The sequence below is a fragment of the Streptomyces sp. NPDC101110 genome (genome assembly GCF_044759525.1).
In the GTDB taxonomy this organism is placed as follows: domain Bacteria; phylum Actinomycetota; class Actinomycetes; order Streptomycetales; family Streptomycetaceae; genus Streptomyces.
In genome coordinates this window covers 407,317-425,578 of the sequence record NZ_JBIVZM010000002.1, presented here as the reverse complement: position 1 = coordinate 425,578, position 18,262 = coordinate 407,317, and the positions used below count along the sequence as shown (strand labels likewise).

Annotated in this window: 14 protein-coding genes; 11 read left to right on the top strand and 3 right to left on the bottom strand. The window is 71.5% G+C overall.

The annotated features are described in order from the left end of the window. Positions 1 to 136: 136 nt before the first annotated feature. Complete coding sequence (locus tag ACIQU3_RS05270) at positions 137 to 1,681, top strand: M1 family metallopeptidase (RefSeq protein ID WP_403923418.1); 1,545 nt, start codon at positions 137 to 139, stop codon at positions 1,679 to 1,681. 215 nt (positions 1,682 to 1,896) lie between these two features. On the opposite strand, the gene ACIQU3_RS05265 is transcribed toward ACIQU3_RS05270, so the two are convergent. Together ACIQU3_RS05265 and ACIQU3_RS05260 are read right to left on the bottom strand one after the other, a co-directional pair. Next, entirely contained in the window at positions 1,897 to 2,994 is a 1,098-nt protein-coding gene (locus ACIQU3_RS05265; RefSeq protein ID WP_403727425.1) for a mechanosensitive ion channel family protein, read from the bottom strand. Positions 2,995 to 3,234: 240 nt separating this feature from the next. Continuing rightward, on the bottom strand, positions 3,235 to 4,218 hold the full coding sequence (locus ACIQU3_RS05260; RefSeq protein ID WP_403923416.1) for a YbhN family protein: 984 nt from the start codon (positions 4,216 to 4,218) through the stop codon (positions 3,235 to 3,237). Positions 4,219 to 4,434: 216 nt separating this feature from the next. Here ACIQU3_RS05260 and ACIQU3_RS05255 point away from each other — a divergent pair, with 216 nt between their 5' ends. The 4 genes from ACIQU3_RS05255 to ACIQU3_RS05240 all read left to right on the top strand — a co-directional run bounded on the left by ACIQU3_RS05255 (position 4,435) and on the right by ACIQU3_RS05240 (position 9,399). Next, positions 4,435 to 6,330, top strand: a complete 1,896-nt coding sequence (locus tag ACIQU3_RS05255; protein ID WP_403923563.1) for an ABC transporter ATP-binding protein — start codon at positions 4,435 to 4,437, stop codon at positions 6,328 to 6,330. Positions 6,331 to 6,404: 74 nt separating this feature from the next. Continuing rightward, positions 6,405 to 6,977 (top strand): hypothetical protein, encoded by a 573-nt coding sequence (locus tag ACIQU3_RS05250; RefSeq protein ID WP_403923414.1) that lies wholly within the window; start codon positions 6,405 to 6,407, stop codon positions 6,975 to 6,977. A gap of 95 nt (positions 6,978 to 7,072) precedes the next feature. After that, on the top strand, positions 7,073 to 8,701 hold the full coding sequence (locus ACIQU3_RS05245) for an ATP-binding protein (RefSeq protein WP_403727431.1): 1,629 nt from the start codon (positions 7,073 to 7,075) through the stop codon (positions 8,699 to 8,701). Further along, positions 8,698 to 9,399 (top strand): response regulator, encoded by a 702-nt coding sequence (locus ACIQU3_RS05240; protein WP_403727434.1) that lies wholly within the window; start codon positions 8,698 to 8,700, stop codon positions 9,397 to 9,399. The genes ACIQU3_RS05245 and ACIQU3_RS05240 overlap by 4 nt, the downstream gene beginning before the upstream one ends. Positions 9,400 to 9,542: 143 nt before the next feature. Here ACIQU3_RS05240 and ACIQU3_RS05235 read toward each other — a convergent pair whose 3' ends face one another. Next, positions 9,543 to 10,490 carry a methionyl-tRNA formyltransferase gene (locus ACIQU3_RS05235; protein WP_403923412.1) on the bottom strand — a complete coding sequence of 316 codons (948 nt, stop codon included), beginning with the start codon at positions 10,488 to 10,490 and terminating at the stop codon, positions 9,543 to 9,545. A gap of 260 nt (positions 10,491 to 10,750) precedes the next feature. Between ACIQU3_RS05235 and ACIQU3_RS05230 the strand changes: the two genes are divergently transcribed. The 6 genes from ACIQU3_RS05230 to ACIQU3_RS05205 all read left to right on the top strand — a co-directional run bounded on the left by ACIQU3_RS05230 (position 10,751) and on the right by ACIQU3_RS05205 (position 18,234). Then, complete coding sequence (locus tag ACIQU3_RS05230; protein ID WP_403923411.1) at positions 10,751 to 12,106, top strand: lysine N(6)-hydroxylase/L-ornithine N(5)-oxygenase family protein; 1,356 nt, start codon at positions 10,751 to 10,753, stop codon at positions 12,104 to 12,106. A 172-nt stretch (positions 12,107 to 12,278) separates the two neighbouring features. Then, positions 12,279 to 13,340: a FecCD family ABC transporter permease gene (locus ACIQU3_RS05225; protein ID WP_403923409.1), complete on the top strand. Its 1,062-nt coding sequence runs from the start codon at positions 12,279 to 12,281 to the stop codon at positions 13,338 to 13,340. Then, the gene (locus ACIQU3_RS05220) at positions 13,337 to 14,398 is read left to right on the top strand and encodes a FecCD family ABC transporter permease (protein WP_403923407.1); all 1,062 of its coding nucleotides are present in this window, start codon (positions 13,337 to 13,339) and stop codon (positions 14,396 to 14,398) included. The genes ACIQU3_RS05225 and ACIQU3_RS05220 overlap by 4 nt, the downstream gene beginning before the upstream one ends. A 40-nt stretch (positions 14,399 to 14,438) precedes the next feature. Then, the gene (locus ACIQU3_RS05215) at positions 14,439 to 15,293 is read left to right on the top strand and encodes an ABC transporter ATP-binding protein (RefSeq protein WP_403727445.1); all 855 of its coding nucleotides are present in this window, start codon (positions 14,439 to 14,441) and stop codon (positions 15,291 to 15,293) included. Between the two features lie 91 nt (positions 15,294 to 15,384). Beyond that, positions 15,385 to 16,443 carry an iron-siderophore ABC transporter substrate-binding protein gene (locus ACIQU3_RS05210; protein WP_403727447.1) on the top strand — a complete coding sequence of 353 codons (1,059 nt, stop codon included), beginning with the start codon at positions 15,385 to 15,387 and terminating at the stop codon, positions 16,441 to 16,443. A 3-nt stretch (positions 16,444 to 16,446) separates the two neighbouring features. Next, positions 16,447 to 18,234, top strand: coding sequence for an ABC transporter ATP-binding protein (locus ACIQU3_RS05205; RefSeq protein WP_403923405.1), 1,788 nt, complete (start codon positions 16,447 to 16,449; stop codon positions 18,232 to 18,234). The last annotated feature ends 28 nt before the right edge of the window (positions 18,235 to 18,262 follow it).

The window sequence follows — 18,262 nt, the reverse complement described above, 5'->3', positions numbered from 1 at the left end:
GATCGCCCTCGTCTCGACAGGGGTCCGCGACCGGTTTCGTGCAACCGATCGCCCCCTTCGCATGTCCTGGAGAGAGATCACTCACTCCAAGCCACGGCCGGACCTGACCACCCGGCCGTCCGAGCGAAAGCGGACCATGAGATATCGCACCAGAGTGACGGCCCCCGCGGCCGCCCTGATCGGCACCGCTGCGGCACTCACCACGGGGATCCCCGCCCAGGCCGCCCCCGGGACCGGCGCCACCCCCGGCGCCGAGACCCTCGGCGACTCCGTCTACCCCGCCCTCGGCAACGGCGGATACCGCGTCTCGGCCTACCACCTCGACTTCGCCTACGACGCCACGACCAAGCTCGTCGAAGCCACCGCGACCCTGACCGTCTGCACCACCCAGGCCCTGAGCCGCTTCTCCCTGGACGCGCGCGGCCTGGACATACGTTCCGTCCGGGTCGGCGGGCGCACGGCCTCCTTCGAGCAGGTGGCCGAGAAGCTGCGGATCACCCCCGCCCGGCAGCTCGCGGCGAAGGCCCGGGTCAAGGTCGAGGTGGCCTACGGCGCCGATCCGCGCCGGGCCCCGGCGCCCACCGGCGGGTGGGTGCCCACCCCCGACGGGTTCGCCGTGTGCTGCCAGCCTGACCTGGCGCACACCGTCTTCCCCTGCAACGACCACCCCTCCGACAAGGCCGACTTCACCTTCCGGATCACCGTCCCCGACGGGCTGCGGGGCGTCGCGAGCGGCACACTGGTGCGCACCGAGCAACTGTCCGGCGGCCTGACCGCGTACACGTATCGCTCCCGTTCGCCGATCGCCACCGAGGTGGTGCAGATCACCGTCGGCGACTACGTCATCAAGGACCGGCAGGGTCCGCACGGCCTGCCGCTGCGCGACGTCGTCCCCGTCGCCCGGGCCACCGCCCTGGAACCGGCCCTGGCGCTCACCCCGGGCCTGGTGGCGTGGGTCGAGCAGCGGCTCGGTGCGTACCCCTTCGAGACGTACGGGCTGCTGCCCTGCAACAACGACGCCTCGAACGCCTTCGACTTCACCGGCCTGGAGACCCAGACCCTCACGCTCTACAAGCCGAACTACCTCCTCCAGGAGGAGAGCAAGATCGGCTCGCACATGATGCACGAGCTGGTCCACTCCTACTTCGGCAACAGCGTCAGCCCCGCCGGCTGGGCCGACCTGTGGCTGAACGAGGGCCACGCCGACTTCTACGGCCTGCTGTACCGCTACGAGCGCGGCTGGGCCGATTCGCTTGGCATGACCACGCTGGAAGCGCGCATGAAGTACACCTACGCGCTGGGTGACCAGTGGCGTCGCGACTCCGGGCCGGTGGCGGCGCCCAACGCGGCCAACCTCTTCGACAGCCAGCGCTACGTGGGCGGCGTGCTCGTGCTCTACGCGCTGCGGCAGCAGGTCGGTGAGGAGGCCTTCACGGCCCTGGAGCGCACGTTCCTGGAGCGGTACCGCGACTCCACCGCCTCCACCGAGGACTACATCACCGTCGCCTCGGAGGTCTCCGGGCAGGACCTCGGCGGCTTCCTGCGGGACTGGCTGTACGGCACGAAGACGCCGCGGATGCCGGGGCACCCGGACTGGACCGTGACGCCGGTGAAGGCGTCCGTCGCGGCGCCGCGCGACCGGAGGGACACCCGCCACCACGAGAACTCCGCGACGCTTTGACGAGCGGGCGCGCCCCGGCCGGGGCGCGCCCGCCCCGGCGGGGGTGGCGTGTTTCTCCGGGCGGCCCGCCCCGGCGGGGGCGGTGTGTTCCGGCCGGGCGGCGCGTCCCGGTCGAGCCCGTACCGGCCGTGGGTCCGTGCCTCGGCCGAAGGCGCCTCTCAGGTGCGCCGTCGCCGCTCAGCCGCACACGCGCGGCTCAGTCGCGCCGTCGCACCTCAGTCGAGCCGGGCGGAGCTCAGACCGCCCGGCTCCATCTCCCCGGTCCGCTGCTGGGGGATGACGACCCCGCCCTGCTGGAGCGCCACCGTGCGCGCCGGGGCGGGGATGCGGATGCCCTCCGCTCGGTAGCGCTTGTGCAGGCGCTTGATGAACTCGTGCTTGATCCGGTACTGGTCGCTGAACTCGCCGACGCCCAGGATGACCGTGAAGCCGATGCGGGAGTCGCCGAAGGTGTGGAACCGGATGATCGGCTCGTGGTCCGGCACGGCGCCGTCGACCTCGGTCATCGTCTCGGCGATGACCTCGTTGGTCACGCGCTCCACCTGCTCCAGGTCGCTGTCGTAGGCCACCCCGACCTGCACCAGGACGGTGAGCTGCTCCTCGGGACGCATGAAGTTGGTCATGTTCGCCTGTGCGAGCTGACCGTTGGGGAGCACGATGAGGTTGTTGGACAGGTTGCGGATCGTCGTCTGCCGCCAGTTGATGTCCTCGACGTAGCCCTCCTCGCCACTGCTGAGCTTGATGTAGTCACCGGGCTGCACGGTCTTGGAGGCGAGGATGTGGATGCCCGCGAAGAGGTTGGCGAGGGTGTCCTGAAGCGCCAGCGCGACCGCCAGACCGCCGACACCGAGGGCGGTGAGCAGCGGGGCTATGGAGATGCCCAGGGTCTGGAGCACCACCAGGAAGCCGATCGCCAGGACCAGGATCCGGGTGATGTTGACGAAGATCGTGGCCGATCCGGCGACCCCGGAGCGGGACTGGGTGACCGTGCGCACCAGCCCCGTCACGACCCGCGCCACCGACACGGTCGCCACGAAGATCAGCAGCACGGTGAGCACCTGGTTGGTGGTGTGCTGCACCGTCCGGGTCAGCGGCAGCACCGCCGCCGCGCCCGCCACACCGCCCACGACCGCAGCCCAGGGCACCACGGCCCGCAGCGCGTGCACGATCACGTCGTCCCCGCTCCAGCGGGTGCGGTCGGCGTGCCGCCCCAGCCAGCGCAGCAGGACGCGCAGCGCGAACGCCGCCAGCAGGCCCGAGCCGAGGGCGATGCCGGCGAACAGCAGATCGTCCACGGTCAGTGCCCGGTTCACCGGTCACCTCCGGGGCGGAGAGCTGCCGCGAACACCGTCACCGGCGGCCGGATGTGAAATCTCGTCACGTCGTCACCTGCTCGTCTTCCGGGATGTCAGAAGGTGCCCGACCACCCTGACCTGCGGTGGGCACGATCGTTCATCCTGCCGTATCCCGCACGGGGTTCCGTACCGGAGACGGGGGGCAGGGGAGGGTGAGTTACTGCACATGACAGACTGTCACGCTCGGTGTCGCCCGGGTCAGATCACCTTCAGCCGCACCAGCGCCGCCAGCGTCAGCGCCCCCGGCACCAGCGGCAGCCAGACGGTGATGACCCGGAACGCCAGGACCACGGCGGTGGCCACCGCCGCCGGGCCGCCCGCCGCGACCAGCGCCACCACCAGCGCCGCCTCGACCGAGCCGATGCCGCCCGGTGTGGGCACCAGAGCGACAGCGACCGTCGCCGCCAGGTAGGCCACCGCCATGTGCGCGGCCGGTACGTCCAGCCCCAGCGCCCGTCCCACCAGTACCAGTACGGACGCCTGCAAGGCCGGGAAGGCGAAGGAGCCGCCCCACAGCGCGAGGGCCCGGGCGGGCCGGGCGTGCACCGAGCGCGCCTCACCGAGCGCCGTCCGCAGGAAGGACACCAGGGCCGAACGCAGCCGCCGTACCAGGATGAGCGCGGTCGCGGCGATCACCAGCACCACCGCGACGCCGGCCAGCAGCGGCCCGAACGCCGTCTCCGGCACCAGCGTTCCCAGGCGCAGCGCGTCCGGGAACGCCACGAGCAGGGCGCCCAGCAGCAGCACCCGGCCGGCGCTCTCGGCGAGCAGATACAGGCCGAGAGCCGCCGAGGAGCGGGCGAGCGGCAGCCCGCACACCGTCATGAACCGCAGATTGACCGCGCTCGCACCCAGCCCGGTCGGCAGCAGGTGGTTGGCCGCGCCGGCCGCGAACTGCGTGGCCAGCAGCCGCCGTCGGGGCAGCCGTTCGACGACCGCACCCTGCCGGGTGCAGGCGGCGGCGACCCAGGTCAGGCAGGTCGCGCCGACCGCCGCCAGCAGCCAGGGCCACTCGGCGGTGCCCAGATGCGCGAAACCGTCGGCCAGCACCGACCGGTGCCGCACCGCGACCACGGCGACGAGCAGGAGCGGGAGCAGACACAGAACCTGCCGCAGACGGCGGACCGGGACGCGACGGGGGAGTCGTCCCGGGCGGAGTTCGGGGAGTTGTACCGCTGTCACGTCTCCAGAGGCTGTCCAGGCCGTGCCAACTGCGGGTTGCGGGAGCGGGGACCGGGGATTGCGCGCGGGAAGCGGCTGGGTGGGGAGCGTCATCGGGGCCTTTGCACGAAGGGGCGGGGAAGAGGGGGATCGGGCTGATTGTGCGGGATGTCGGGGCAATGCGCGAGCTCCCTTGACCTCAATGTTGCTTGAGGTTCTACGGTCGCCTCCATGAGCATGGAGACCACAGCGTGGACACAGCTGCACGGCGTGATCAACGCCGAACAGGAGCGCCGCCCCTTCGCGTTGGCGACCCTGCGCCGCATCGGCGCCTTCGCCCGCCCGCACCGGCGCCGCATCGCCCTCTTCGTCCTGCTGGGCGTGGGCACCGCCCTGCTGGCCGTGGCGACACCGGTCCTGGCCGGGTGGGTCGTGGACACGATCGTGTCGGACGGGGACGAGGGCAGGGTCGTACGTCTCGCCCTGCTCATCGCGCTGATCGCGGTGGCGGAGGCGGCCCTGGGCATCCTCGGCCGGAGACTGTCGGCCACCCTCGGGGAGCATCTGATCCTCGATCTGCGGACCGCCGTCTTCGACCATGTGCAGCGCATGCCGGTCGCGTTCTTCACACGCACACGTACGGGCGCCCTCGTCTCCCGGCTCAACAACGACGTCATCGGCGCCCAGCGCGCGTTCAGCACCACCCTCTCCGGAGTGGTCGGCAACGTCGTCACCCTGCTGCTCACCCTCGCCGTGATGCTCACGCTGTCCTGGCAGATCACGCTGCTGGCGCTGGTGCTGCTGCCGGTGTTCGTGATCCCGGCCCGCCGCATGGGCAGCCGTATGGCCCGGATGCAGCGGGAGGCGGCGACGCTGAACGCCGCGATGGGCACCCGTATGACCGAGCGGTTCTCCGCCCCCGGCGCCACCCTCGTCAAACTGTTCGGGCGACCGGAGGAGGAGTCGCGGGAGTTCGCCGAACGGGCCCGCAGGGTCGCGGACATCGGGATCCGCTCGGCGACCGCGCAGGCGGCCTTCATCACCGCGCTCACCCTGGTCTCGGCCCTCGCCCTGGCCCTGGTCTACGGCCTCGGCGGCTGGTTCGCCCTGCGCGGCGCCCTGGAACCCGGCGCGGTCGTGTCGCTCGCCCTGCTCCTGACCCGGCTCTACGCGCCGCTGACGGCGCTCGCGGGGGCACGCGTCGAGGTGATGAGCGCGCTGGTCAGCTTCGAGCGGGTCTTCGAGGTGCTCGACCTCAGGCCCCTCATCGAGGAGAAGGCGGACGCGCGTGCGGTGCCCGACGGGCCCGTCGCGGTCGAGTTCGAGAACGTCCGCTTCGGCTACCCCGCAGCCGACAAGGTCTCCCTCGCCTCCCTGGAGGAGGTCGCGTCCCTGGACGGCCGGGGCGGCGACGAGGTGCTGCACGGCCTGTCCTTCCGCGCCGAACCCGGCCGGACCGTGGCGCTCGTCGGATCGTCCGGCGCGGGCAAGTCGACCATCGCGCAGCTGATGCCGCGCCTGTACGACACCGACGAGGGGGCGGTGCGCATCGGCGGCGTCGACGTCCGCGACCTCACGGCCCGGTCGCTGCGGCAGACCCTGGGCATGGTCACCCAGGACGGCCACCTCTTCCACGACACCGTCCGCGCCAACCTCTTGCTCGCCCGCCCCGAGGCCACCGAGAGCGACCTGTGGGACGCCCTGCGCCGGGCCCGCCTCGACGAGCTCGTACGGTCCCTGCCCGACGGCCTGGACACCGTCGTCGGTGAGCGCGGCTACCGCCTGTCCGGCGGTGAACGCCAGCGCATGACCATCGCCCGGCTGCTGCTGGCCCGCCAGCGCGTGGTCATCCTGGACGAGGCCACCGCGCATCTCGACAACACCTCCGAGGCCGCCGTCCAGGAAGCCCTCACCGAAGCGCTCGAAGGCCGTACGGCCGTCGTGATCGCCCACCGGCTCTCCACCGTCCGGGCGGCCGACCAGATCCTGGTCGTCGAGGCCGGGCGGATCGTGGAACGGGGCACGCACGAGGAACTCCTGGCGGCCGGGCGGCGGTACGCCGAGCTGTACCGCACCCAGTTCGCGGAACCGGCCGAGGGGACGCGCGGCGAGGCGGTGGCGGAGGCCGTGTGAGGCGTGAACGCCTGCCCGGACCTGTGCGTACTCCTGTCGAACACCTGCCGAAAGACCGCACCCGGAGAGGCGACGTGTCCCAGCAGCAACCGCCCGCACGATCCACTCGCAGCACCCCGTCCCGCACCCGTGGGCCGCGCGCACTCGCGGCGGCCGGTGCCCTGGCCGTCCTGCCCCTGGTCACGGCCTGCGGCGGCGGTGACGCCGGCACGGGCGCCGACGGCGGCGGCAAGGCGACGCCGAGCGTGACCGCCGCTCCGGCCGCCGGAGTCGTCGCACCGGCCAAGGTGGAGGTGATCGCCGGGCTGACCGGCTGCAAGGCGAAGATCCGCATCGACGCCGACGAACTGCGCCAGGGCCTGTGCCACACCAAGGAGGCCGACTACCTCATCACCACCTTCCCCGAGGAGAAGCTCAAGGAGACCTGGCTGGAGGAGGCCCGCGTCTACGGAGGCAAGTACCTCGTCGGTACGCGCTGGGTGGTCAGCGTGAAACCGGCGCTGCTGGAGTCCTTCCGCGCGAAGCTCGGCGGCACGATCAGGGAGCTGCGGGGCATCGGCCCCGAACCCGGCGGGACGCCGAGGGGCATCGGCCCCGAACCCGGCGGGACGTCGAGCGGCATCGGCCCCGAGCCGGGCGGGCGGTGACGGCTCTCTTTCGATTTCGGCTGGTGGACGTCATGATGGTGCGGCTCGGCACATGAGCCGCCCTCTCCCCGGCGGCATCGCAGATTGAGTTCGTCGTGGTCGCCACCTTTCGTCGCCACTCGCTCGCGGGCGAGATGCTGGTGCTCCAGCTCGCCATCGTCGTGGTGGTGCTGCTGGCCGTCGCCGCGGTCTCCCTCGCCCAGTCCCAGGCCACCTTCAACCGCGTCGAAGGACGACGGGTGGGCGCGCTCGCCGAGCAACTGGCCGCCAACCCCCTGGTGCGCAGCCAGCTGGTGCTCCCCGCGCCGGGTGAGGCGCTCGCCCCACTGGTGCTCGCCACCCAGGCACAGTCGGGGGTGACGTCGGTGACGGTGGCCGACGGGAAGGGGCGGATCGTCAGCTCCACGAACCCCACGGTCGTCGGGGAGCGGCTGCGGCTCGGGCCGGGCACGGACCGCGGGCGTGGCTGGTCCGGGCAGTTCACGCTGGACGGCAACCGCGAACTGGCCGCGCAGGTGCCCGTCCTCGGGGCGAGTGAGGAGAACCTGGGCCGGATCCTCGGCACGGTGATGATCGGTGAGGCCGATCCGACGGTGTGGCAGCGGCTCAGCGGGGCCTCCTCCTACCTGCTCGCGTATCTGGGCGTCGCCAGCGGGCTCGGTGTGGCCGGCTCCTGGCTGCTCGCACGGCGGGTGAAGCGGCAGACCCTCGGGCTGGAACCGGGCGAGATCGCCGGGCTCGCCGAGCACCGGGAGGCGATGCTCTACGGCATCGCCGAGGGCGTGATAGCCCTGGACCCGCAGCACCGGCTCACCCTCGTCAACGACATGGGCCGCCGTCTGCTCGACCTGCCCGAGGACTGCGTCGGCCAGAGCCTGGAAGGCCTCGGCGTCGACGGGCGGCTGCGTGACGTGCTGTCCGGCACCGCGGCCGGCGAGCGCGACGAGGTCGTCGTACGCCACGGCCGGGTCCTGGTGATGAACCGGATGACCGTCACCAAGGACGGCCGGCCCCTCGGTTCGGTCACCACACTGCGCGACCGCACCGAACTGGCGCGGCTGGAACGGGAGATCGGCTCCTTCCGCAGCTCCTCGGAGCTGCTGCGCGCGCAGGCGCACGAGTTCGCCAACCAGCTGCACACCATCTCCGGTCTGATCCAGATCGGGGAGCAGGACGAAGTCGTCGCCTACATCCGTGCGCTGAGTCGGCACCGCCAGTCCCTCGACGTCACCCTCAGCCGCCGTGTCCGGGACACCGCGGTCGCCGCGCTGCTGATGGCGAAGGCCTCCCTCGCCGCCGAACGGAAGGTCAGCCTGCGCATCTCGGACGACACCGCCCTGGAGCGGCTGACCCCCGAGGACGCCGCCGACGTGGCGACCGTGGTCGGCAACCTCGTGGACAACGCCGTCGACGCCGCCGCCGCACGCGAGGACGCCTGGGTCGAGGTGGCGCTGCGGCAGGACGCCTCCAGCGTGGAGATCGCGGTCCGCGACTCGGGGCCGGGCGTGGCACCGGAACTGGCCCGCGAGGTCTTCTCCCACGGTTTCACGACCAAGGCCGCCCGGGAGGGCGAACGCGGCATCGGACTGGCCCTGACCAAGCTGGTCTGCGAACGGCACGGGGGAGAGATCTCGGTGTGCAACACCCCTGACGGGGCCGTGTTCACCGCGCGGATGACGGTCAGCCACCTCGCGGGCACGGTGGCGGAAGGAGCGGCCCCATGACCGATACCGGCGGCAAGGCGGGCGCGATCGACGTCCTCGTGGTCGACGACGACTTCATGGTGGCCCGGGTCCACCGCGCGTTCGTCGAACGCGTCGAGCCGTTCCGCGTGGTCGGCACGGCCCACACGGGCAAACAGGCCATCGAGGCGGTCGACGCACTGCGCCCCGACCTCGTCCTGCTGGACCTGTACCTCCCCGACCTCTTCGGGCTCGACGTCATCCCCCTGCTGCGCACCGCCGGGCACGACTGCGACGTCATGGTCATCAGCGCGGCGACGGAGGCCGGGACGGTACGCGGCGCCGTCCGCCGCGGCGTGGTCGACTACCTTCTGAAACCCTTCGACTTCGAGGACCTGCGGCTCCGCCTGGAGCGCTACGCCGTGCAGCGGGGCAGGCTGCTCACGACCGTGGTGCGCGGCCAGGCGGACGTGGACCGCGTCCTGGCCGGCGCGTTCGGTCCGGCACCGGCCCCCACCCTGCCCAAGGGCATGAGCGTGGAGACCGCGGAACTCGTCGAGCGGGCCCTGCGCGCGGCGGAGGGCACCCTGTCCGCCAGCGAGTGCGCCGCCGTCACCGGCGTGTCCCGGGTGAGTGCCCGGCGTTACCTGGAGTACTTCCACGGCATCGGCAGTGCGGAGGTGTCCCTGCGCTACGGCGCCGCCGGCCGGCCCGAACGGCGTTACGCATGGCGGTCCTGAGCCGTCACACGCAACCCGGCCGCGGGCCCCTCTCCTCGTGGTGGGCGTGCAGCGGCACAAGGGCACACGATCGCCGCCGCGCGGACGGCCGTCCGCGCGGCGGCGACGCAGGCCGGCCCCGGGACCGTACCGGGGCCGGCGGGTCAGGGGCGGGTGGTGAGGTAGCCGCCCATGGAGGTGAAGTACTCGGTCGCGGGCAGCTCCCGGCCGTCCTCGGTGCGCACGCGGGTGATGGCGAGGCCGTGGTTGCGCCCCGTGCGGGCGTCGGCGCCCGCGACGATCACCACGCCCTCGCCCTCGCGGTAGAAGATCCGGCCGGGCGTGCCGCCGTAGCGGCCCTCGGAGACGAACGAGGCCAGGACCTCCAGCCGCCTGCCCCGGTGGAAGGTGTAGGCGCTCGGGTACGGCTCGGACTGGGCGCGCACCAGGCGCTCCAGGTCCTCGGCGGGCCAACTCCAGTCGATGCGGCTGTCCTCGTCGGCACGCTTGTGGAAGAAGGACGCCTGGGAGCGGTCCTGCCGGGCGAACTCGGTCTGTCCGGAGGCGATCAGGCCGAGCGCGCCGATGGTGACGGGGGCGATGAGGCCGACGGTCTTGTGGAAGAGGTCGGTCGCGGTGTCGGTCGGGCCGACCGGCACCGCCTCCTGCCGGACGATGTCACCGGCGTCGAGTTCGTCGTTCATCATGTGCGCCGTGACGCCGACTTCCGGCTCGCCGTTGATGAGCGCCCAGATCAGCGGGGAGAACCCGGCGTACTTCGGCAGCAGTGAGTCGTGCACGTTCAGCGTGCCGTGGCGCGGCAGCCCGAAGATGCGCGGGGGGATCCAGGTGCGCCAGTTGTTGGCCACGATGATGTCCGGGTCGGCCTCCTTGAGGCGCTCGAACAGCTCGTCGTCGTCAGGGCGGTTGCGGATCAGCACCGGGACGCCGTGCTCCTCGGCGAGGTCGGCGACCGAGTCGCTCCAGATCTTCTCGTAGGCGTGGTCGCTCTTGGGGTGGGTCACCACCAGCACCACGTCGTGCTCGGACTCCAGGAGGGCTTGCAGGGTGCGATGCCCCCAGGTCTGGTAACCGAACATGACGACCCGCATGGGGTTCCTCCTCAGAGCGCGGTGGTGGCCGACGCAAGTAAAGCAAGGCTTACCTTAGTGTGCAACGGCCTTGCGGAATCGATCAGTTGGCCGAGCGTGTCCCTGAGGGGCGTCCGTTTTGCCCTGTCGACACCTTCATCGGTTTAGCTTAGGCTCACCTAAGTTCGTTGGCGTGCCGCGTCGTCGGCATACCCGCATCCTCTTCCCTCCTCTTCCCTCCACACCTGACACGCGCGGCTGCCCCGCACGATGGGAGTGACATGTCGCAGGTTCTTCCTGATGACGCATCACCGGTCCACGACCTGATCGGTATCGGCTTCGGGCCGTCGAATGTGGCCATGGCGATCGCGCTCCGCGAGCACAACGCCCGCGCCGGCAGGCAGGAGGCCGTCACCGCTCACTTCTTCGAGCAGCAGCCCCGCTTCGGCTGGCACCGCGGCATGCTCATCGACGACGCCACCATGCAGGTCTCCTTCCTCAAGGACCTGGTGACGCTGCGCAACCCGGCCAGCGAGTACAGCTTCCTCTGCTACCTGCAGAGCAAGGGACGGCTCATCGACTTCATCAACCACAAGAACCTGTTCCCGCTGCGCGTGGAGTTCCACGACTACTTCGAGTGGGCCGCGGCGCAGGTCGACGACATGGTCTCCTACGGCCACGAGGTCGTCGGTGTCGCGCCCGTGACCCAGGACGGCGTGGTCGACCACTTGGAGGTGACCGTCCGGTCGGGCGGCGGCCTCGAGATCCACCGGGCCCGCAACCTCGTCATCGGCACCGGCCTGCGCCCCCTCATGCCCGAGGGTGTGGAGCGCGGCGAACGCGTCTGGCACAACTCCGAACTGCTCGCGAAGGTCGATGAGTTGGAGGGCACTTCACCCTCGCGGTTCGTCGTCGTGGGCGCCGGGCAGAGCGCCGCCGAGAACGTCGCCTACCTGCACCGGCGCTTCCCCCGGGCCGAGGTCTGCGCCGTCTTCTCCCGGTACGGCTACAGCCCCGCCGACGACAGCGGCTTCGCCAACCGGATCTTCGACCCGCAGGCCGTCGACGAGTACTTCGCCGCGCCCGAGGACGTCAAGCGCCGGCTGATGGACTACCACGGCAACACCAACTACTCCGTGGTGGACATCGACCTGATCGACGACCTCTACCGGCAGTCGTACCAGGAGAAGGTGCTGGGCACCGAGCGGCTGCGATTCCTCAACGTCTCGCGGCTCACCGGCGTCAAGGAGTCGCCGTCGGGCGTCCGCGCCACGGTCACCTCCCTCGTCACCGGCGAGGACACCGACCTGGACGCGGACGTCGTGGTTCTCGCGACCGGCTACAGCCCCGTCGATCCCACGAGCCTGCTCGGCGAGGTCGCCGACCACTGTCTGCGCGACGACGAGGGCCGCGTCCGCGTCGAGCGCGACTGGCGCATCGCCACGGACCCGTCCCTGCGCTGCGGCATCTACCTCCAGGGCGGCACCGAGCACACGCACGGCATCACCTCGTCGCTGCTGTCCAACACCGCCGTCCGGGTGGGCGAGATCCTTGACTCCCTCCTCGGCGGCGGGACCCGGCCCACCGCGGACCGGAGGCACACCCTCGCCGACGGCACGGGCAGCGCCGCCCGCTAGGCGTTCCGCCGGGAGGCCGGGAGGCCGGGACGGCCGGACGGTCCCGGCGCACCAGGGGCACCGATCGGCCACGGCGCCGTCTTGGCCGCTCGCGCGGTTCCCCGCCCCCTTCGGGTGTCACAGGAACCGATCCGTCAACTCGCCCACCGCGCAAGGGATAACGTACGTCGACATGGGCACGACTGCTGCAGTGGAGCGCCCCCCGGCCAGGGGCTCGACCCCGGTCCGCCGGCGACGGGCCCTGGGTCTGGCCACCCTTCTGGCGTTCCTCGTGATCGCCGCCGTGCTGTCGCTCGCCGTCGGCGCACGGGCGTTGAGCCCCGCCGAGGTGTGGCACGGCCTGTTCGGCGCCCCCGACCCCGACCGGCGGCTCACGGAGATCAGGCTCATCGTCGAGACCGTACGGGTGCCCCGCACGGTCCTCGGGGTCGTGGCGGGCCTCGCCCTCGGCGTCGGCGGGGCGCTGATCCAGGGGTTCACGCGCAACCCGATCGCCGACACCGGACTGCTGGGCGTGAACGCGGGCGCCTCGTTCGCGGTCGTGGTGGCGGTCTCCGTGTTCGGGCTCGGCGATCCGTTCCAGTACGTCTGGTTCGCGTTCGCCGGGGCCGCCGTCGCCGGTGTCGTGGTCTTCGGACTGGCGAGCATCGGACGCGGGGCGGGCAACCCCCTGACCCTGGCCCTGGCCGGCCAGGGCGTCACGGTGTTCCTCGCGGCGATGACCACCGCTGTCGCACTGTCGGACCAGGCCGCGCTGAACGCCCTGCGGTTCTGGAACGCGGGTTCCCTCGCCGGTGTCGGATTCGACGTCATCCGGCCCGTGACCCTGTTCATCGGCGCCGGGCTGGTGCTGGCCCTCACCACGCTGCCGTCCCTCAATCTGCTCAACCTGGGGGACGACGTGGCCAGGGGACTGGGCGTGAACATCGCGCTGAGCCGGACCGTCGGCATCACCGCCGTGACCCTGCTGGCGGGCGCCGCGACGGCCGCGTGCGGCCCCATCGCCTTCCTCGGCCTGATGGTCGCCCACGTGGCCCGGTACCTCACCGGGCCGGACTACCGCTGGCTCGTGCCGTACGCGGGGCTGCTCGGGGCCGTCGTGCTGCTGCTCTGCGACATGGTCGGCCGACTGGTGGTGCGGCCGGGCGAGTTGGACGCCGGCGTCCTCGTGGCGCTGCTCGGCGCCCCCTTCTTCGCGGTGCTCGTATGGCGCGGAAAGTTCAGGAAAGCATGAACGGGACCGAGGTGAAGGCGTCCCTGCCGCCGGGCGTGCGGCTCGGCCGGATGTCGTTCGTCTGGCGGCCCTGGCCCCTGTGCGTCACCCTGCTGCTCGCGGCGGCGACGTTCCTGGTGTTCTGCGTGTCCATCGGCGTCGGGGACTTTCCGATCGGTCTCCCGCAGGTCATCGCCACGCTCTTCGGACGGGGCGAGCAGGTCGACGAGTTCGTCATCATGGACCTGCGGATGCCGCGTGCCCTGGCCGGAGTCGTCGTGGGCGTCGCGCTCGGCGTGTCCGGGGCGATCACGCAGTCCATCGCGCGCAACCCGCTGGCCAGCCCGGACGTCCTCGGGATCACCTCGGGCGCCAGCGCTGTCGCGGTGTTCCTGGTGACCGTCTCGGGCGGGACCGCCGCGGCGATCGTCGACTCCGTGGGCCTGTCTGTCGCGGCGCTCGCGGGCGGGCTCGGCACCGGCCTGCTGGTGTACTTCCTGGCGTGGCGGCGCGGCGTCGACGGCTTCCGGCTCATCCTCATCGGCATCTCGGTGAGCGCCGTGATGGAGGCCGTCACGACCTGGCTGCTGGTCACGGCCGACATCAGGGACGTCGCCCGGGCCCAGGCGTGGCTGGTCGGCTCACTGGAGGACCGCGGCTGGGGCGAGGTCTGGACGGCCCTGTGGTGCGGACTGGCCCTGTTGGTGGTCGTGTCCTGCGTCGCCTTCCAGTTCAGGCCGCTGCACTTCGGCGACGAGGTCGCCGCGGGCCTGGGCGTCCGGTACGCGCGGGTGCGGGCGGCGCTGTTGCTCTGCGCGGTGCTGCTGGCCGGGGTGGCGGTGAGCGCGGCGGGTCCTGTCCCGTTCGTCGCCCTGATGGCACCGCAGGTGGCGATGCGTCTGGCGCGTTGCCCCACACCGCCGCTGGCGGCTTCGGGCCTGACGGGTGCGTTGCTGCTGACCGGCTCGGACCTCGTCGCGCGCACGGCGTTGCCGGTCTCGCTCCCGGTCGGCGTGGTCACCGCCGCGACGGGCGGGCCCTTCCTCGTCTACCTGCTGGTGCGGGCGAACCTGCGGTAGATGTACGAGAGTCAGTTGAACCCGAGCAAGGGGGGGATCCGTGGTCGCACAGTCCGTCACCGAGGCCGCGGCCGACGGCATTTCGCGGCTGGCAGCCCGAGGTGTCACGGTCGGCTACGGCGGCCGGGTCGTCATCGACGAGCTCGACGTGGCGATACCTCCCGGTGTGATCACCACGATCATCGGCCCCAACGGCTGCGGGAAGTCGACTCTGTTGAAGACGCTGTCGCGGCTGCTCAAGCCGGCCAGGGGAGCGGTCGTCCTGGACGGCGAGGACATCGGTCGTCTCAGGACGCGGGACGTGGCGAAGAAGCTCGGCCTGCTGCCGCAGACACCGGTCGCGCCGGAGGGGCTGACGGTGGCCGACCTGGTCGCCAGGGGCCGCCATCCGCACCAGAGCTGGCTGCGGCAGTGGTCGTCCGACGACGCCGACGTGGTGGAGCGTGCCCTGGCCATGACCGGCGTCTCCGACCTCGCCGACCGTCCGGTCGACGCCCTGTCCGGCGGGCAGCGCCAGCGCGTCTGGATCTCGATGACGCTGGCTCAGGGCACCGATCTGCTGCTGCTGGACGAGCCGACGACCTATCTGGACCTGGCGCACGCCCTCGACGTCCTGGATCTGGTGGACGACCTGCACGAGTCGGGCTGCACCGTCGTCATGGTGCTGCACGACCTCAACCTGGCCACCCGCTACAGCGACAACCTCGTGGTGATGCGAGAGGGCTCGATCCTGGCGCAGGGGCATCCACGTGACGTCATCACTGCCGAACTACTGCACGAGGCCTTCGGGTTGCGCGCCCGGGTGATCGACGACCCGGTCGGCGACCGGCCGCTGATCGTGCCGATCGGGCGCACCCACGTACAGCCGGGACACGTCCCGGCGCAGGAGATTTAGTAAGGCTAGGCTAACCTCATTATCGCGCGGTAAGGTTTGGCTGCCCTTAGGTAAGGGTGCAGTGAACTGGCGCGACAGCAAGGGGATGTTGATGCTCCTCCATCGAACGACGCCCGGGAAGCCATGGCGGCGGCTGACGGCGGCACTGTCCGCGGCCGCCCTCGGCGTCGGTCTCCTCGCGGGATGCGGTTCCGGCTCGGCGGACACGGCGGACGGCAAGGGTGGGAACACTCAGGCCGCGGCCGCCGGCGACTTCCCCGTCACCGTGGAGCACGCGTTCGGATCCACCACCGTCGAGAAGGCGCCGCAGCGGGTCGTCTCCGTCGGCTACACCGACGACCAGACCGTCCTGGCCTTCGGCATCAAGCCCGTCGGCATGGTCGACCAGTACCCGAACCCACCCGGCAAGAGCCCCGACATCAACACCCAGTGGCCGTGGGTCAAGGACAAGTGGGGCGGCACCAGGCCCGAGGTCGTCATGAAGAACGGCGACTCCGGCCCCAACTACGAGAAGATCGCGGCCCTCCGGCCCGACCTGATCGTCGCGGTGTACTCCGAGATCGACAAGGCCGCCTACGACAAGCTCTCCAGGATCGCCCCCACGGTGGCCCGCACCAAGGGCGAGAAGGAGCCCTTCAGCGCCCCCTGGCAGGACAACGCCCTGCACATCGCCAAGGCACTCGGCAAGGCCGGCGAAGGCCAGAGGATGGTCGACGACATCCAGGGTCAGCTGGACACCGCCAAGAAGGAACACCCCGAGCTCGGCAAGGAGACCGCGGTCGCGCTGTCCTGGTACAAGGACTCGGTGGCGCCCTTCACCTCCACCGACGTGCGCGGCCGGCTCGTCACGGGCATCGGCTACAAGTACCAGACCCGGATCGACGAGATCGCGGGTGGCAGCTTCTACACGACGCTCTCGCCCGAGCGTGTCGACCTGGTCGACGTGGACCACATCTTCGTCATCAACGACAAGGCCGACACCGAGGCGCTCAAGAAGTTCAAACTGTTCGCCAACCTCGACGCGGTCAAGAAGGGCAACGTGTCCTACCTGCTCGACAGCGAGGGACCCGCGGTCGGCGCGGCCATCTCCCAGGGCACCCTGCTCTCCATGCCGTACGCCGTCGACGAGCTCGTCAAGTCGGTCGAGTAGGGAGTGAGCGCCACCGACACGCGCGTCGCCCCGGCGGCCCTGCGTACGACAACCGGCCGCGAGGCCGCCCGATGGGTCGCGGGCCACTGCCGCGCGATGCCCGGCCTGACCGTCGCGACCGCGCTCACCACGGTCGCGGGGGCGGCGCTCCAAGTGCTCCCGGTGCTCCTCCTCGGCCGGGTGGTCGACGCGGTCGTCGGGGGCGAGGACCGTTCCGTCCTGGTCACGATCGGAGTGCTCATCGGTGCCGCCGCGCTGCTCGGCGCGGCGGCCACCGCGGTGTCGACCTACCTGATCGGACGGCTCGGCGCCGATCTGCTCGCGCGGCTGCGGGAAGGCGCCGTACGGGCGGTGCTCGGCATGCCGAGCGCGCGGATCGAGCAGGTCGGCCGGGGAGACGTGCTCTCCCGGGTCGGCGACGACGTGGCCGTCATCTCCAAGGGCATCCGCACCGCCGTCCCCACGGTGTTCTCGGCCGGTGTGCTCGTCGTCATCGCGACCCTGGGCATGTTCGGACTGGACTGGCGGCTCGGACTCGCCGGCGCGGGCGCGCTGCCCGCGTACGCGCTGGCCCTGCGCTGGTACCTGCCCCGGTCCGCCCCGCTCTACCGCAGACAGCGTGTCGCCCAGGCCGACCGCGCCCAGGCGTTCATCAGCGGTCTGAACGGCATCGACACGGTCCGGGCCTACCGTCTGGAGGGCGCCTTCCGCGAGAAGGTCACCGCCGAGTCCTGGCGGGTGCGTGACCTCGGTATCGAGGTGTTCCGGTTCTTCGGCCGGTTCGTCGGCCGGGAGAACCGCGCCGAGTTCATCGGCCTCGTCCTGATCCTCGTGGTCGGGTACGCGCTGCTGGAGGCGGACGCGGCCAGTCTGGGTGAGGTGTCGGCGGCCCCGCTGCTGTTCCACCGGCTGTTCACGCCGCTCGGCGCCATCATGTTCACCTTCGACGAGGCACAGAAGTCCGGCGCGAGCCTGACCCGGCTGGTGGGCGTACTGGGGGAGTCCGCCGAGGAGCGGCTGGTCGGCGACGAGTCCGTGCCGGCGTCGCACGCGGGGGCCTGCCCGGTGACGGTCGAGGGGCTGACGTTCCGCTACCCGGGCGCCGAGGATCCGGTGCTGAGGGACGTGGACCTGACGATCCCCGCCGGCGGCTCGCTCGCCCTGGTGGGCGCCACGGGCGCGGGCAAGACGACGCTCGCCGCGCTGATCGCCGGCATCGGCACCCCCGAGGCCGGCTCGGTGCGCATCGGCACGACCGATCTGGCCGACCTCGACGAGGCGGGGGCGCGTGCCCTGGTCAGCATCCTGACGCAGGAGACACACGTGTTCTCCGGCCCGCTCGCCGACGATCTGCGGCTCTCCGCCCCGGGGGCGACCGACGCCGAACTGATGGACGCCCTGCGCACCGTCGGGGCCGAGGGCTGGGTCTCCGCCTTCCCCGACGGTCTGAACACACCGGTCGGTGAGGGGGGTGAGCGCCTGGACGTCACCAAGGTCGCCCAGATCGCCCTGGCGCGGCTGGTGCTGGGGCGGGCGCCGGTGGTGGTGCTCGACGAGTCGACCGCGGAGGCCGGCAGCGAGGGGGCCGCCGAGCTGGAGCGGGCCGTGCTGGCCGCGTGCGCGGGGCGGACGACGCTGTTCGTGGCGCACCGGCTGACCCAGGCGATGGCGGCGGACCGGATCGCCGTGCTCGACGCCGGACGGGTCGTGGAGCAGGGGACGCACGAGGAACTGGTGGCTCTGGGCGGCCGGTACGCGCGACTGTGGCGGGCCTGGCGAGAAGGTAGTTAGGCAACCCTTATTTAGGTTAGCCTAACTC